The organism is Bacillus marinisedimentorum (assembly GCF_001644195.2).
Classification (GTDB): Bacteria; Bacillota; Bacilli; order Bacillales; family Bacillaceae_O; genus Bacillus_BL; species Bacillus_BL marinisedimentorum.
In genome coordinates this window covers 24,363-39,512 of the sequence record NZ_LWBL02000008.1, presented here as the reverse complement: position 1 = coordinate 39,512, position 15,150 = coordinate 24,363, and the positions used below count along the sequence as shown (strand labels likewise).

The 15,150-nt window shown below is 50.6% G+C and carries 16 protein-coding genes; 15 read left to right on the top strand and 1 reads right to left on the bottom strand.

Features of this window, described 5'->3' with window-relative positions:
- Positions 1 to 7 precede the first annotated feature (7 nt).
- The 6 genes from A4U59_RS01910 to A4U59_RS01885 all read left to right on the top strand — a co-directional run bounded on the left by A4U59_RS01910 (position 8) and on the right by A4U59_RS01885 (position 4,612).
- A complete protein-coding gene (locus A4U59_RS01910) occupies positions 8 to 388 on the top strand; it encodes a hypothetical protein (protein ID WP_066175491.1) in 381 nt (126 codons plus the stop codon).
- A gap of 246 nt (positions 389 to 634) precedes the next feature.
- Positions 635 to 1,570, top strand: a complete 936-nt coding sequence (gene hprK, locus A4U59_RS01905) for an HPr(Ser) kinase/phosphatase (protein WP_066175488.1) — start codon at positions 635 to 637, stop codon at positions 1,568 to 1,570.
- A gap of 53 nt (positions 1,571 to 1,623) precedes the next feature.
- Positions 1,624 to 2,436, top strand: coding sequence for a prolipoprotein diacylglyceryl transferase (gene lgt, locus A4U59_RS01900; protein ID WP_066175485.1), 813 nt, complete (start codon positions 1,624 to 1,626; stop codon positions 2,434 to 2,436).
- Positions 2,437 to 2,519: 83 nt separating this feature from the next.
- On the top strand, positions 2,520 to 3,461 hold the full coding sequence (locus A4U59_RS01895; RefSeq protein WP_066175483.1) for a nucleoside recognition domain-containing protein: 942 nt from the start codon (positions 2,520 to 2,522) through the stop codon (positions 3,459 to 3,461).
- On the top strand, positions 3,451 to 4,116 hold the full coding sequence (gene ppaX, locus A4U59_RS01890; protein ID WP_066175481.1) for a pyrophosphatase PpaX: 666 nt from the start codon (positions 3,451 to 3,453) through the stop codon (positions 4,114 to 4,116). Before A4U59_RS01895 ends, ppaX begins: the two co-directional genes overlap by 11 nt.
- A complete protein-coding gene (locus A4U59_RS01885; RefSeq protein WP_066175478.1) occupies positions 4,094 to 4,612 on the top strand; it encodes an acyltransferase in 519 nt (172 codons plus the stop codon). The genes ppaX and A4U59_RS01885 overlap by 23 nt, the downstream gene beginning before the upstream one ends.
- A 454-nt stretch (positions 4,613 to 5,066) precedes the next feature.
- Here A4U59_RS01885 and A4U59_RS01880 read toward each other — a convergent pair whose 3' ends face one another.
- Complete coding sequence (locus tag A4U59_RS01880) at positions 5,067 to 5,909, bottom strand: DegV family protein (protein WP_157888113.1); 843 nt, start codon at positions 5,907 to 5,909, stop codon at positions 5,067 to 5,069.
- 449 nt (positions 5,910 to 6,358) lie between these two features.
- On the opposite strand from A4U59_RS01880, the gene A4U59_RS01875 reads away from it, so the two are divergent.
- From A4U59_RS01875 to A4U59_RS01835, 9 genes are all read left to right on the top strand, one after another.
- Complete coding sequence (locus tag A4U59_RS01875; RefSeq protein ID WP_066175470.1) at positions 6,359 to 7,543, top strand: ATP phosphoribosyltransferase regulatory subunit; 1,185 nt, start codon at positions 6,359 to 6,361, stop codon at positions 7,541 to 7,543.
- On the top strand, positions 7,543 to 8,184 hold the full coding sequence (gene hisG, locus A4U59_RS01870) for an ATP phosphoribosyltransferase (RefSeq protein ID WP_066175467.1): 642 nt from the start codon (positions 7,543 to 7,545) through the stop codon (positions 8,182 to 8,184). Before A4U59_RS01875 ends, hisG begins: the two co-directional genes overlap by 1 nt.
- Entirely contained in the window at positions 8,181 to 9,476 is a 1,296-nt protein-coding gene (hisD, locus tag A4U59_RS01865) for a histidinol dehydrogenase (RefSeq protein ID WP_066175464.1), read from the top strand. Before hisG ends, hisD begins: the two co-directional genes overlap by 4 nt.
- The gene (hisB, locus tag A4U59_RS01860) at positions 9,463 to 10,053 is read left to right on the top strand and encodes an imidazoleglycerol-phosphate dehydratase HisB (RefSeq protein WP_066175650.1); all 591 of its coding nucleotides are present in this window, start codon (positions 9,463 to 9,465) and stop codon (positions 10,051 to 10,053) included. The genes hisD and hisB overlap by 14 nt, the downstream gene beginning before the upstream one ends.
- Entirely contained in the window at positions 10,054 to 10,692 is a 639-nt protein-coding gene (hisH, locus tag A4U59_RS01855; protein ID WP_066175461.1) for an imidazole glycerol phosphate synthase subunit HisH, read from the top strand.
- A complete protein-coding gene (hisA, locus tag A4U59_RS01850) occupies positions 10,689 to 11,426 on the top strand; it encodes a 1-(5-phosphoribosyl)-5-[(5-phosphoribosylamino)methylideneamino]imidazole-4-carboxamide isomerase (protein ID WP_066175457.1) in 738 nt (245 codons plus the stop codon). The genes hisH and hisA overlap by 4 nt, the downstream gene beginning before the upstream one ends.
- A complete protein-coding gene (gene hisF / locus A4U59_RS01845; RefSeq protein WP_066175453.1) occupies positions 11,423 to 12,181 on the top strand; it encodes an imidazole glycerol phosphate synthase subunit HisF in 759 nt (252 codons plus the stop codon). The genes hisA and hisF overlap by 4 nt, the downstream gene beginning before the upstream one ends.
- Positions 12,178 to 12,834, top strand: coding sequence for a bifunctional phosphoribosyl-AMP cyclohydrolase/phosphoribosyl-ATP diphosphatase HisIE (hisIE, locus tag A4U59_RS01840; RefSeq protein WP_066175451.1), 657 nt, complete (start codon positions 12,178 to 12,180; stop codon positions 12,832 to 12,834). The genes hisF and hisIE overlap by 4 nt, the downstream gene beginning before the upstream one ends.
- A gap of 583 nt (positions 12,835 to 13,417) precedes the next feature.
- A complete protein-coding gene (locus A4U59_RS01835) occupies positions 13,418 to 15,034 on the top strand; it encodes a tetratricopeptide repeat protein (protein WP_066175448.1) in 1,617 nt (538 codons plus the stop codon).
- Positions 15,035 to 15,150 lie beyond the last annotated feature (116 nt).

Genomic DNA, 15,150 nt, shown 5'->3' with positions numbered 1-15,150 from the left:
ATTGATGATGAAAAAAGCGATGGCTTTATTGTTTTTTGCTTCGCTCTTTCTGCTGGCAGGCTGCGCCGGCAAGGAAGAACTGTATTTTGAAGGGGAAAGCGAGAGCTGGTTCGGCCAGCTGACGGTGACGCAGCTTGATGAAGAACAATACACGGAGGCGGTTTTGCGCTTCCAGGGAGATAAAAGCAAACACCTTGCAGACGTAGACTATGAGATTAAAGGCCCTTCCTTCATGATGGGCGGCACGGAAAATACGGTAACGAATGCCACTATCCCAAAACGTTCGTCCTGTACGGATTGTCCAGAAATCGAAGGGGGCGGGGAGTATACGGTTACAATCAAATGGGATGGGCAGGTTGAGACATTCACGATGAAAGAAACGGACTAAACCGATTAAATAAACGTTTGTTTAATGCGGATTGAGTTTTTGCAGAAGCCTTTGAAGCGGGTAATTAAACGTTTATTTAACATATTTGGCCTGCCTGGCGGGCGCATGTCCTTCTGCCAGCTGTACGTCCCTTGAACTGTGGCTTAAAACGTATCGCCTGTTTCATTTTATCGGGCAAACCATGCTACAATAAAAGACGGACTATCTTTTATCATGACCTCATATGAGAAGCAGGAGGGGACGAATGTGCCAAAAGTGCGTACACAGGATTTGATTAAACGATTCAATCTTGAATTGATTGCTGGTGAAGAAGGGATCGGCCGTCCGATTACGACGAGTGATATTTCGAGGCCCGGCCTGGAAATGGCGGGCTACTTTGCATATTATCCAGGCGACCGGCTGCAGCTGCTCGGCAAAACGGAGCTTTCATTTTATGAAGGTCTTCAGCATGCTGAAAAAGCAAACAGGATGGAGCGGCTCTGCCAGGACGTAACACCGGGCATTATCGTATCAAGGGAACTGGACGTGCCGGAAGAGCTGATTGAAGCATGCGAGCGTGAAAGTGTGCCGCTGTTGCGCTCAGCGATGAAAACGACGAGGCTGTCCAGCCATATCACCAATTATCTTGAAAGCAGGCTTGCGCCGATGACTGCCGTGCATGGCGTGCTTGTTGATGTGTATGGTGTAGGTGTGATGATCACCGGTAACAGCGGTGTTGGTAAAAGTGAAACAGCGCTTGAGCTTGTTAAGCGCGGCCATCGGCTAGTCGCAGATGACAGTGTGGAAATCCGTCAGGAGGATATCAATACACTGGTGGGAACGCCGCCGGAACTGATCCGCCATCTCCTTGAAATCCGCGGACTGGGCATTATTAATGTCATGACTCTGTTTGGAGCGGGGGCGGTCCGAAATTATAAAAAAATTTCGCTTGTTATGAATCTGGAATTATGGGATCAGAACAAGCAGTACGACCGGCTTGGGCTTGAAGAGGACAAGATGAAAATTATTGATACCGAAATCACAAAGATGACTGTTCCGGTCAGGCCGGGACGAAACCTTGCTGTCATTATTGAGGTGGCGGCGATGAATTTCCGTTTGAAGCAGATGGGGATGAATGCGGCCGAAGAATTTTCCGCCCGTCTTACCGATGCGATCAATGACCGGGACCAGGATGACTTTTAATGAAATGTGGACGTTTGCCTGCGGCAAGCGGATAACTGTTGGGAGTGAATGAAATGGAACAGCAAATACAGCCTCTTGACCGGGTCTTTTTGGATCTCGGTCCATTTACGATTTACTGGTATGCGGTCTTTATTTTATCGGGGGCGCTGCTTGGGCTGTGGGTGGCGACCCGTGAAGCGAAACGGCGCGGAATGGATTCGGAAGTGTTCATCGATCTGGTCATGTGGGCGATTCCGATCGCAATTTTATCGGCACGCCTTTATTATGTTCTTTTTAAGCTCGGCTACTATATCGACAACCCGGGGCAAATTTTTGCAATCTGGGAAGGCGGCCTGGCCATCCACGGTGCGCTCATCGGAAGTGTTGTCACGGCTATTGTGTTTGCCAAAAAACGGGGGCTCTCATTCTGGAAGCTTGCAGATATCGCTGCGCCAAGTATTATTTTAGGGCAGGCGATCGGCCGCTGGGGCAATTTCATGAATCAGGAAGCGCACGGCGGCGAGGTCTCCCGCGCATTTTTGGAAGGGTTGAATCTTCCGCAGTTCATCATCGATCAAATGTATATTAATGGCACATATTATCACCCTACTTTTTTATACGAATCGATATGGAACCTGCTTGGATTTGTGCTTTTAATCCTGCTGCGAAAGGTCAATTTGAAGCGCGGTGAGTTGTTCCTGTCATATGTAATTTGGTATTCGATTGGACGCTTCTTTATTGAAGGCATGCGGACAGACAGCTTGATGCTGACCGACAGCCTGCGCATTGCCCAGGTCATTTCCCTTGTCCTGATCGCCGGTGCGGCATTGCTGTGGTGGTACCGCCGGGCAAAAGGATATGCCGATAAGCGGTACTTGGAAGACTAGTAAGTGGATTGACAAAGACAGATAATGGATGTACGATGATTTAATATTTGAGATGAACTTATAGGGTTAAGGGAGAGTCGGTTGTGCAAACATTAAAGAGAGGGCTGTTTGTCGGCCTTAATACGACATGGACGCTCGGAAAAGTCATTTTTCCGATCACGCTGATCGTCACGCTTCTCCGTTATACACCGGTTCTGCCGTGGGTCATCGCCAGGCTAGAACCGCTGATGGGCTGGCTGGGTTTATCAGGGGATGCCGCCATTCCGCTCGTCATCGGCAACTTTTTAAATCTGTATGCGGCAATCGGGGCGATTTTGACCCTTGATCTGACGGTAAAAGAAGTATTCATTCTTGCTGTCATGCTGTCGTTTTCCCATAATCTGCTGATCGAATCGACGGTTGCAGCCCGGGTCGGCATCAAAATATGGGTGGTCACGCTGGTCAGGATTTCGCTTGCTGTCTTTTCAGCTGTCATGATCAATATTGCCTGGTCCGGAGGCGGGGAGCTCGCGCAGTACGGACTTGTCCAGTCAACTGAGGCGGAAGTTTCCGGCTGGTTCAATATTTTGCTTCAAGGAATTGAAAAAGCATCACTCGGCATTATCCAGCTTGCTTTGATCGTCATACCGCTTATGATTGCCATTCAGTATATGAAGGAAAAAGACTGGCTTGATGCTTTTTCCCGCCGGCTCGCTCCGTTCACCAGAATGCTCGGCATGAAGGAAAATACGTCAATGACACTCGTTGCCGGCCTTACAATCGGTCTCGCATATGGGGCAGGTGTGATGATTCAGGCTGTAAAAGAAGACGGTGTTGAAAAACGCGATTTGTATCTCGCCTTCATTTTTCTAGTATCTTGCCATGCGGTCGTGGAAGATACACTTATCTTTGTGCCGCTCGGCATCCCGGTCTGGCCGCTGCTTGCCATCAGGCTTGTGACGGCAATCCTGCTGACGATGGCGGTCGCATTCTTCTGGCCGCGATTTGAAACAGCTCATAGAAAGGAAGCAACTTATGAAAATTGATACGGTGCTGTTTGACCTAGATGGAACGCTGATCGATACAAATGAATTGATCATTTCGTCGTTCATGCATACGCTGAACCACTATTATCCTGGACAGTATGGCAGGGAGGACTGCCTGCAGTTCATGGGGCCACCCCTGAAAGAGAGTTTTTCCTCTCTCGACCCTGACCGGGTGGATGAAATGGTGGATACGTACCGGAAACATAATATTGAAAATCATGATAAGTACGTGGAAGCGTTTGATGGTGTCGTCGAGACGCTTGAAACGCTTCATAAGCATGAATATAAACTTGGGATTGTAACCACAAAGATGAGGCAGACGGTGAAAATGGGAATGGAATTGACCGGCATCGACCGTTTCTTTGATGTTGTTGTCACGCTTGATGATGTGATAAATGCCAAGCCCGATCCGGAGCCGGTTGAAAAGGCGCTGTTCCAGCTCGGCAGCCGGCGCGAGCATGCAATCATGATTGGAGACAATCACCATGATATCGTGTCCGGCCAAAACGCGGGAACGTATACAGCAGGTGTCGCCTGGACCGCAAAAGGGCGCAAACATCTTGAAGCCTACGATCCCGACTTCATGCTTGAAAACATGCAGGATTTGCTGAAGCTGATCGGAGTGGGTAACCGTGAGAAGGACCGAACGCTATAAAGTATCGGAAGCCAATTCGCTCTGGGGCGTTTATAAAACTGTCCCATTCTGGAAAGTCGTCAAAAATTTTGTGGTCATCCAGGCTGCCCGCTATACGCCGTTTTTACCGGTGAAAAATTGGCTGTACCGGACGTTTTTGCGGATGAAGGTCGGCGACCAGACTGCATTTGCCCTGATGGTGATGCTAGACATCATGTTTCCGGAACGGATATCGGTCGGCCGCAACAGTGTGATCGGCTATAATACGACCATCCTCGCCCATGAATATTTGATTGAAGAATATCGGCTCGGGGATGTAGTGATCGGCGATGAAGTGCTGATCGGTGCCAACTCGACAATTCTGCCCGGCGTCCATATCGGCGACAGGGCTGTCGTATCGGCAGGCACGCTCGTCCATAAGGATGTTCCGGCCGGCGCCTTTGTCGGCGGAAATCCGATGCAAGTGATTTATACAAAAGAAGAGATGGAAGCACGGAAGCGAGAAGAGGAAGGCTGATCCCGATGGGGGTTGGTCTTTTTTTGTTTAGGCTTGGCGGGTTAGATGCGGGGTGAGCGGAATCCGGAGCGGCGGGCAGGAGCAGTTTTGCGCTCGCGGAGGTGGTGGATTGTTCAACTGGACAATTCTTTGGGCTGGCGGTTAGTGCATGTTCAGGAAATGGCGTGAAAATCCGTGGGATTTGATTGTAGGGAAAAGAAAATAAAATCGGCTGAAATGAATGAAAAACCGTTAAATTTTAACGTTCTATCAGGGTGGAGGCGAAGGCGGAATGATTGCTGCCGGTGTTCTGCCGCATTTTCATGGAGGGAGTGTATTTTTTGAAAAACCGAGGGCTTTTTCGCGGCTTGGATTGAAAAATTGTGCGCAGGGACCGAACGGCAGCGGCCACTAAAAACGTTTCATAGTGACCGGCTTACCTGGCCAAAACCTCCTATATGCCTGGTTCCATCTTTTAATTGAACCAGCTCAACGCAACCGTCCCCTCGCCGGTATGTACGCCGACCGCCGGTGAAAGGTCTGAGATTGAAATATCCATTTCCGGTAGGGTCTCCACTATTTCTTGCTTTAACTTCTGTGCTTTCTCTATCGAGTTAACATGAAGAATATAAGCCCCGCTCACCCCGTAGTCATTCCTGCATTCTGCCAGCCGGGCAATCATCTTTTTCCAGGCACGCGGTTCCGTCCTCACTTTTTCTTTGATCTCGAGCTTGCCGTCCTCCAGTCCAATAATCGGGGTAATCTTTAAAAAGCTGCCCAGAAAATAGCTGATGCTGCTGAGCCGGCCGCTCCTGTATAGCTGCTCAAGGTTTCCGACCGATACATACGTTTCATTGAGATCCGCCAGCCTTTCGAGCTCCTCTTTTATCTCAATGACGCTCATGCCATCGGAAAGAAGTTTGATCCCGCGATGGATCAAGACTGCAAGTGGTTCTGAAATCAGCTTGGAATCGACCATTTCAACGGGAAATCCCGCGATTTCTGCCCCCTGCCTGCTCGTTGCGAACGTACCGCTCAATGCAGCGGATAAGTGGACGGCAATCGCTCCGTCGTAATCTTGCTGAAGCTTTTCATAGGCATCAGTGAATTCACCGATGGAAGGCTGGGACGTTTTTGCGACCACCCCTTCCGGCAGCCGTTTCATCTTTTCATATAATTCTTCAGGGCTGATATCAACCCCATCCCGGTAAGTGTCATCACCGGCAATAATATGAACCGGAACGGAATAAATATGATGTTTCTTCATAAATTCTTCAGTCAAATTGGCAGTACTGTCCGTAATCCAGGCAATCCGCATCTCTCTTCCTCCCCCGGGCATTTTTACTAGTTTATTCGAATGGTTTGTAGAGAAGTACTTAATAAGGGGCAGTGTGCCTGGCAATTGCAAGGCAATTGCCAGGCACTAAATCCTGCAAACTTTTTCGGTTGACGTATGATGTTTGTAAAGTTACACTCATTATAACTTTATTTTATTATCGTATTAGCGAACTAAAGCGTTTTGTTATCCAGACGATAGTATTTACGTTAATTCAGCATCTGCCGCCTTATTTCCTTCAAGGATGTTAATAATAATGCAAAATACTGGATTACGGGGGATTAGCCAAAGGCACAAAATTTGTGGTGTTTAGGTTTCGGATTTGGTTTTGGCTGCCTGGCAATTGCGAAGCAATTGCCAGGCAATTCCCACAGGAATTATCGGCGATTTAGCGAAGGTAGTAAGACAGCGAATTGATATTTGGAGGGGAAATGATGTCTAAGCCGTTTATGTTTGAGAAGCCGCTCGGCATGAGGGATACATTGCCGCTTTTATATGAGACGAAGCAGAAGATTCGCCGCTCTATTGCGGATGAGATTGGGTGCTGGGGGTATCAGCATGTGGATACGCCTACGCTTGAATATTATGAGACGGTTGGGAATGCGTCGGCAATATTAGATCAGCAGCTGTTCAAGCTGCTCGACCAGCAGGGGCATTCGGTTGTGCTGCGCCCGGATATGACGGCGCCGATCGCCCGGGTTGCGGCGTCAAGGCTCCGCGGCAACAGCCTGCCGCTCCGCCTTGCGTATGATGCCAATGTGTTCCGGGCCCAGCAGCGAGAAGGCGGCCGCCCGGCAGAGTTTGAGCAGATCGGCGTGGAGTTGATCGGGGATCCGACGCTGAGTGCTGATGCGGAAGTGATCGCACTCATGACGGCTGTTCTGGAAAAGGCCGGCCTGTCAGATTTCACAATCGCAATCGGCCATATCGGTTACGTCAATGCCCTGTTTGTCGAAGTGCTCGGCAATGAGGAGCGGGCCGAAGGGCTCCGCCGTTTTCTATATGAGAAAAATTATGTCGGCTACCGCGAACATATCCGGACGCTCGGCCTTTCGTCAATCGACGAAAACCGCCTGCTGAAACTGCTCGAATTAAGAGGAACACCTGAAAAGATAGATGAAGCTGCCGCACTTGTCCAATCAGAAGAAGGAAAACAGGCAGCCGGCAGCCTGAAAAAACTGTGGGATATTCTTGAGAGCCACGGCGTGACCCGATATGCCCGGCTTGATTTAAACCTCGTCAGCCATATGAGTTACTATACAGGCATTACGTTCGAAGGGTACGCAGATAAAATCGGTTCCCCGCTTTGCAACGGCGGCCGTTACGACCAGCTGATGGAGAAATTCGACCGTCCGGCGAAGGCGACGGGCTTCGGCATCCGGATGGACCGCCTGCTTGAAGCGGCCGGGACTTCTGAAGAAACGCCGGAAGTTCACTGCATCCTCTTCAGTGATGAACAGCGGAAACAGGCACTCGAAGAAGCGGGGCAAAAACGTTCCGAAGGTCTGCGCGTCATTTTGCAGGACATTCACGGAGTTGAGGACGTCGACCGTTTTACGTCCCGTTATGATTCAGTCAGCTATATGCTCGGAAACGGAAAAGGGGGTCGCCCATAATGGACGAAAAACTGACAATCGCCCTGCCGAAGGGGCGGATCTTCAAGGATGCTGCAAGGTTGCTCCAGGATGCGGGTTACGAGCTGCCGCCGGATTTTTCCGATACAAGAAAACTGATCATCGAATCGGAGAAGGACGGATTCCGCTACATCCTGGCCAAACCGATGGATGTTCCTACATATGTGGAATACGGGGTCGCCGATGTCGGGATTGCCGGAAAAGACGTCATGCTTGAAGAAGAACGCGATGTGTATGAAGTGCTTGATTTGAACATCAGTCCATGCCACCTCGCTGTTGCGGGCGTTCCCGGCACAAAGTTAGGCAGCGTGGCGCCGAAAGTGGCGACGAAATACCCGAATATCGCCTCCAGCTACTTCCGCCAGCAGGGCGAGCAGGTTGAAATCATCAAACTGAACGGATCGATCGAGCTCGCACCGCTTGTGGGGCTTGCTGAGCGGATCGTCGATATCGTGTCGACCGGGCAGACGCTGAAAGACAACGGCCTCGTGGAAATGGAACGGATCGTCGGCATCACTTCACGCTTCATCGTCAATCCTGTGAGCTATCGGACGAAAGACAGCATCATTGATGATATGACGAGCCGGCTTGCCCGGGCAGTGAAAGGGAGTGTCGGCAAGTGAAAATAACGAGAGTGAAAGATGCTATTTCCTTGAAACGATCGCTCGATTCGGGAACAGAGGATCAGCGCAAAACGGTCCTTTCCATTATTGAGGACGTCCGGCTGAATGGCGACGGTGCCCTCCGCCGGTTCACGGAAAAATTCGATAAGGTCGCGCTGGACAGCATCCGGGTCAGTGAAGAGGAAATCAACGGAGCATACGAAAGCATGGAGCCGGAAATTTTATCGGCATTGAATGAAGCTGCTGAAAATATCCGGGACTACCATGCCCGCATGGTCCAGCAGTCCTGGATGACAACAAAGGAAGACGGCACGATTCTCGGACAGAAAATCACACCGCTTGATGCAGTAGGTGTTTACGTCCCGGGCGGAACGGCAGCGTATCCATCATCTGTCCTCATGAATGTCATACCGGCCCAGGTTGCCGGGGTGAAAAAAATCGTGATGGTGTCGCCGCCGCAAGCTGACGGAAAATTGCCGGCAGGCGTGCTCGCCGCTGCGAAAGAGCTCGGCGTCACTGAAATTTTCAAAGTCGGCGGGGCCCAGGCGGTTGCGGCCCTCGCTTATGGAACGGAATCGATTCCGGCGGTCGACAAAATCACCGGCCCAGGCAACATTTTTGTGGCGCTTGCCAAGCGTGAGGTATTCGGGGATGTGGCGATTGACATGATTGCAGGCCCGTCGGAAATCGTTGTCCTGGCCGACCGCACCGCCAATCCAACATACATCGCAGCTGATCTATTGTCACAGGCAGAGCATGATGAGCGTGCCTCAAGCATCCTTGTCACGGACAGTGAGGAACTGGCATCCGATGCCGCAAAAGAGGTGGAACGCCAGCTGCAGACACTTCCCCGCAAAAAGGTGGCGGAAGCCTCCATCCGTGATTACGGAATGATTTATGTTACAGAAACCATGACGGAAGCAATCGAAGCCGTCAACAGCCTTGCACCGGAACACTTAGAAATCGTAACCGAAGAGCCGATGCAGGCCCTCGGAAAAATCCGCCATGCCGGTGCCATCTTCCTCGGCCCGTACAGTTCTGAACCGGTCGGCGATTATTTTGCCGGGCCTAACCATGTACTGCCGACAAACGGTACGGCCAGATTCTCAAGCCCATTATCGGTCGACGATTTTGTGAAAAAATCAAGCATCATTTCATACAGCAGGACAGCGCTCAAGGAAAACAGCGGAAAAATTGCCGCGCTTGCCCGCCTTGAAGGACTGGAAGCGCACGCCAGGGCAGTTGAAGCAAGGGAGGAAGAAAACGATGGAACAACAGATGGAACCGCGTAAAGGAAGCATCCGGCGCAAAACGAACGAAACCGATATCTCTCTTAAGCTCAGCCTTGACGGCGAAGGCACCAGCAGGCTCGAGACCGGTGTGCCTTTTTTGACCCACATGCTCGACCTTTTCGCAAAGCATGGCCAGTTCGACCTGGATGTTGATGCGAATGGCGACACGGAAATTGACGGCCATCATACGACAGAAGATATCGGAATCTGTCTCGGACAGGCTTTTGTTGAAGCGCTTGGCGACAAAAAGGGAATCCGCCGTTTCGGCAATGCGTTCGTGCCGATGGATGAAGCCCTCGCCCAGGTTGTTGTCGACTTGAGCAACCGGCCGCATTTCGAACTCAAAGGGGAATTCCCGGGTGAGCGCATCGGTGATTTCGATGTTGAACTTGTTCATGAATTTTTATGGAAGTTTGCACTGGAAGCACGGATGAATTTGCATGTGATCGTTCATTACGGCAGAAACACACATCATATGATAGAAGCGGTATTCAAGGCGCTTGCCCGCGCGCTTGATGAAGCGACGATGCAGGACCCGCGCATCAAGGGGGTCCCGTCAACGAAAGGGATGTTGTAAATGATCGGCATTATCGACTATGGAATGGGGAATCTGTTCAGCGTCAGCAAAGCGCTCGAACGGATGGAAGTCCCCTTCTTCCTGTCAGGTGACATAGATGAACTGAAAAAAGCCGACGGCCTGATTTTACCGGGTGTCGGGGCATTCCGGGATGGGATGAAGTCGCTCAATGAAAGCGGGCTGACGGAATTCATCCTTGCTGAAGCTGAAAACGGCAAGCCGCTTTTCGGCATTTGCCTCGGCATGCAGCTGTTATTTGAAGAAAGCGAAGAAAACGGGCTGACAAAAGGCCTCGGGATATTACCCGGGCGGGCTGTCCGTTTCAAAGGGCATACGAAAGCGGGCCTGAAATACAAGGTGCCGCACATGGGCTGGAATCGGCTTGCCTACCATGCGCCCGATTCGCCGCTGCTGAAAAACATCCCTGAAGACTTCGTCTATTTTGTCCATTCCTATTACGTTGAGACAGACCGGCATGATGTCGTGCTTGCCAGTGCGGACTATGATGTGGAAGTGCCGGCAGTTGTCGGCCGCCTGAATATTTTCGGAACCCAGTTCCATCCGGAAAAAAGCGGCAGGGCCGGCCTCGCTATTTTAAAACGATTCACGGACATTGTGAAAGGAGCGGAAAGTGTATGAGCAGCTTCACGATTTATCCGGCGATCGATATCCGGAACGGCAAATGCGTGCGTCTCCTGCAGGGCGATTATGATAAGGAAACGGTTTTCAGTGATTCGCCGCAGACAGTCGCCCAGCAGTTTGCCGATCAGGGAGCCGAGTGGATTCATATGGTCGACCTTGACGGTGCAAAAGAAGGAAAGCCTGTGAATGAGAAATTGATTTCTTCCATCGCTTACAATTCAGGGCTGAAGATTCAGGTCGGCGGGGGGATTCGCACGAAGGAGGACGCGGAGTATTATTTCAATCGCGGTGTGACGCGGGTAATCCTCGGAAGCAGTGTCCTTTCCCGTCCTGATTTCGTCAAAGAGATGCTAGCTGAACATCACGGCCGGATTGCCATTGGACTTGATGCGCGCGACGGGTATGTGGCGACGGAAGGCTGGACAGAGACATCGAAAGTGAAAGCGGAGGATATCGGCAAGGAACTGGCTGCAGCCGGCGCCGAGACGTTCATTTTCACTGATATCGCAACTGACGGAACGCTGTCCGGGCCTAATATTGATGCATCAATCCGGCTTGCTGAAGCGACAGGGAAAGAAGTGATCGCATCGGGCGGTGTCAGCAGCCTTGCCGATCTCCGGAATCTAGCGGAACGCCGCAGCGAGGGAGTTGCCGGTGCGATTGTCGGCAAAGCGCTGTACGCGGACCGGTTTACGCTTGCTGAAGCGTTGCGGGAGGTGGGCAGCCTTTGATTTCAAAACGGATCATTCCATGCCTTGATGTGAAGGAAGGCCGGGTCGTGAAGGGCGTGCAGTTCGTCGAGCTCCGGGATGCCGGGGATCCGGTTGAACTGGCGCAGTTTTATGATGAGGAGGGAGCGGACGAGCTTGTTTTCCTCGATATTTCCGCTTCGCACGAAGGCCGGGAAACGATGGTCGAAGTTGTGAGGGATGTCGCATCAGAGCTTGCCATTCCGTTTACAGTCGGCGGCGGGATATCATCTCTTGAGGATATGAAACGGATTTTGCGGGCCGGGGCCGATAAAGTGTCGCTTAATACGGCGGCCGTGAACCGCCCGGAATTGATTACCGAAGGCGCCGATTATTTCGGGACGCAGTGTATTGTCGTGGCGATCGATGCCCGGTACGATGAGGAGTTGGGTTCGTGGCGGGTCTACACCCACGGCGGACGCACCCCGACGGAGTGGGAGGTCGTGGACTGGGCCAGGGAAGTGGTGGACCGCGGTGCCGGGGAAATCCTGCTGACGAGCATGGACCGTGACGGTTCCAAAAACGGTTTTGACCTGGCGCTTCTCGAGAAGGTGAACGATGCGGTTTCGGTACCGGTCATCGCATCGGGCGGAGCCGGCAGCTCCGAGCATTTCAATGAAGTATTCAAGCATGAAGTGGCCGATGCGGCGCTGGCCGCTTCGATTTTCCATTATAAAGAGACATCGGTGAAAGAAGTGAAACACGCATTGAAGGAAAAGGGGGTGCTGGTGCGATGAATGTATCTGACATCAAATTCGATGAAAAAGGGCTTGTGCCGGCGATCGTACAGGATGCTGCCAGCAAAGAAGTGCTGACACTTGCTTATATGAACAAGAAGTCGCTGGAAAAAACAATCGAAACCCGGGAAACGTGGTTCTACAGCAGGTCACGCCAGGAATTGTGGCATAAAGGCGAGACTTCCGGCAATACCCAGAAGGTGACCGGACTCCGCTATGATTGTGACCAGGATGCTGTTCTCGTAAGTGTCGAACCGTCAGGGCCCGCCTGCCATACCGGCAGCTACAGCTGTTTTGGCAAGCCGCTCATGGAGGAAGGTGAAGCCCCTTTTGCAGACAGGGGAAACCGGTTCGCCATCCTGAACGAACTGGAACGGATCATTGCTGAACGGGAAGCGGAAATGCCGGAAGGATCCTATACAACGTATTTATTTACAGAAGGTGTCGATAAGATATTGAAAAAAGTAGGCGAGGAAGCTTCCGAGGTCATCATCGCCGCGAAAAACCGCGACTCCGAGGAGCTCAAATGGGAAGCAGCCGACCTCATTTTCCATCTCATGGTCCTCCTTCGTGAACAAAAACTCCCGCTCGATGACGTGCTCGCTGTCCTTCAGGAACGGCACAGCACCCAAAAATCTGAATCCGGAAAATGATCCGGGAAGAAATGCCTGAGAAATGCCTGGCAATTGCCAGGCAATTCCCAGGCATTTTCTTTTTCTCTGTTAAGGAAATTATAAAATGTAAGCATTATGGATAAAAAGCCAGGAGGGAATCGTCCAGCTCCAGGCGTCAGCGGCTATCGTCATAAGCGGTGATCCCCTCCGGGAGGAAAGAGCGCCTCCCTGCGGGTACCCCCGCTTATGCGTACGCCGCTAAGCGGGCGCCTTGTGCATTTGTTCCTCCACCCTGGGGACATCGCTTGTTATAGTCTGTTTCCGGCGCCTGTGTTACACTGAAATCGAAGAAAATTGTCCGGTTTTTAACTGCTTTATTTCAACAGGTCATTGCCGGAAAACATGGGTGCATTTTCATGCGATGAAGGTGAAAACGGCAGAAGGTGAGGTGCTGTTCGCCATTTCGATGCTGATCTGTGATAAAACGATTAACTTTTTCACATATCTTCTTCATACATAAGACAATGTGCAAAAATTTACAGCCAATCAGTTGCAAATGTGTTATACTCAGATTCGTTGAATAATGGACGGAATGATTCCCGGGGGAGACTGGAGGATGGATATGGGAAAAGAACATAAAGCACAAAAACATCAAGGGCAGGTTATCCCGTTTATCCAAGACGGTGAATACTTTTTTAATAGGGGACTGAAAGCATATCATCAGCAAGATTTGCGGAGAGCGGAAAAATACTTGCAGCGTGCGGTCCGGTTTGAACCCGAAGAGCCGGTTTTCGCTGTCCAGTATGCCGTCATTCTTTCTGAACGCGGAAATTATGACGAGTCCAACCGCCAACTGACCCGGGTGCTCGATGAACTCGATCCGGATATGGCGGAATGCCGTTACTTCCTGGCCAACAATTTTGCCCATCTCGGCCTGTTCCAGGAAGCTGAAAAGAATGCGAAGCTCTATATTAAAGCGGCGCCGAACGGTGAGTTTGTTGACGATACTGTGGAACTGCTCGATTTATTGGGAATTGAAAATGATGAATTCGGAAACAGGGACTTTGATATACAAGATGACTTGCTGTTAAAGCAGGAACAGGCCCGCTCGTATTTGGAAAAAGGGGATTTTGAAAAAGCGATTAAGTCGCTTGAGGATATCATCACCGATTATCCTGAGCTGTGGTCCAATTACAATAACCTGGCGCTGGCCTATTTTTACTCGGGTGAAACGGAAGAGGCCCTCGAGGTTATTGATGATGTGCTTGAAAAAGACCCGGGAAATCTCCATGCCCTTTGTAATCTGGCTGTGTTTAGCCATTACCTGGGGGTGGAAAATAACGTACAGGATGTCATCGGACAGCTTATGTCCGTATATCCGATAAGTGCTGATCACCGCTTCAAACTCGGCGCGACTTTTGCGCTGACAGGGTATCACGAGCAGGCATACAGGTGGCTGCGCTGGCTTGATAAACATGGATATGAGGGTGACGGCAGCTTTTATTATTGGCTGGCGGTTTCATCACACCGAACAGGCAATGAGAATGTAGCTGAACGTGCCTGGAAAGCAGTGACGGAATTAAACCCTCAAAAAGCCGGCAAAGAACCGTGGAAAAAGCATGAAGATAGCCGGGAAACAACTAAAAAAGACTTTCACGGCTTTACGTTTGAAGACTTGAAAAAACATGAAACGTTCCGGAATATGCTTTCGGAAGCACTTGGCGCCGGCGAAACGTTTGAAACAAAGCTGTACGCCCTTTACATTTTGAAACGCATCGATGACGACCGGGCTTACCGGGTGCTCAGGGATTTCGCCGAAGAAAGCAGCCAGCCGTTCATCTTAAAAGAGTTCGCGGCCCATATGATGCTCGAGCTGAAACCGAATAAAACGGTTTCCATTGTGCACAATGATGGAGAGAAACAAGTGAAAAAGGTGAAAACCCGGGCAGTACTTCAGCTTGCCAGAACAGCCGAACTGATTTGCAGCAAAAATGTGAAGCAGCTGGCGATGCCGGCGCTGCATGAATTGCTCGTCAGCTGGTCCCAGCTGGCAGCGGAAATGCTCGACATGGAAAAGGTCCGGCACACGAATGCGGAAGCACTGGCGGCCGCGCTTGAATATGTATGGAATTTAGATAAAGAACAAAAACTAACACAGAATGCAGCTGCTCAAAAGTACGGAATTTCACCGGGAACGGTCAGTAAATATGTCAAATTGGTGAATACCCTTTTATCGTGAGCAATTTAATGGATTTTGTGACTTTCGTTTTATAGGATAGACATTGTGGAATAATCAAATATAGTCAGAGATGCATATACTGGTATAGGTATATGAGTTATCGGATTCTCGAAAAG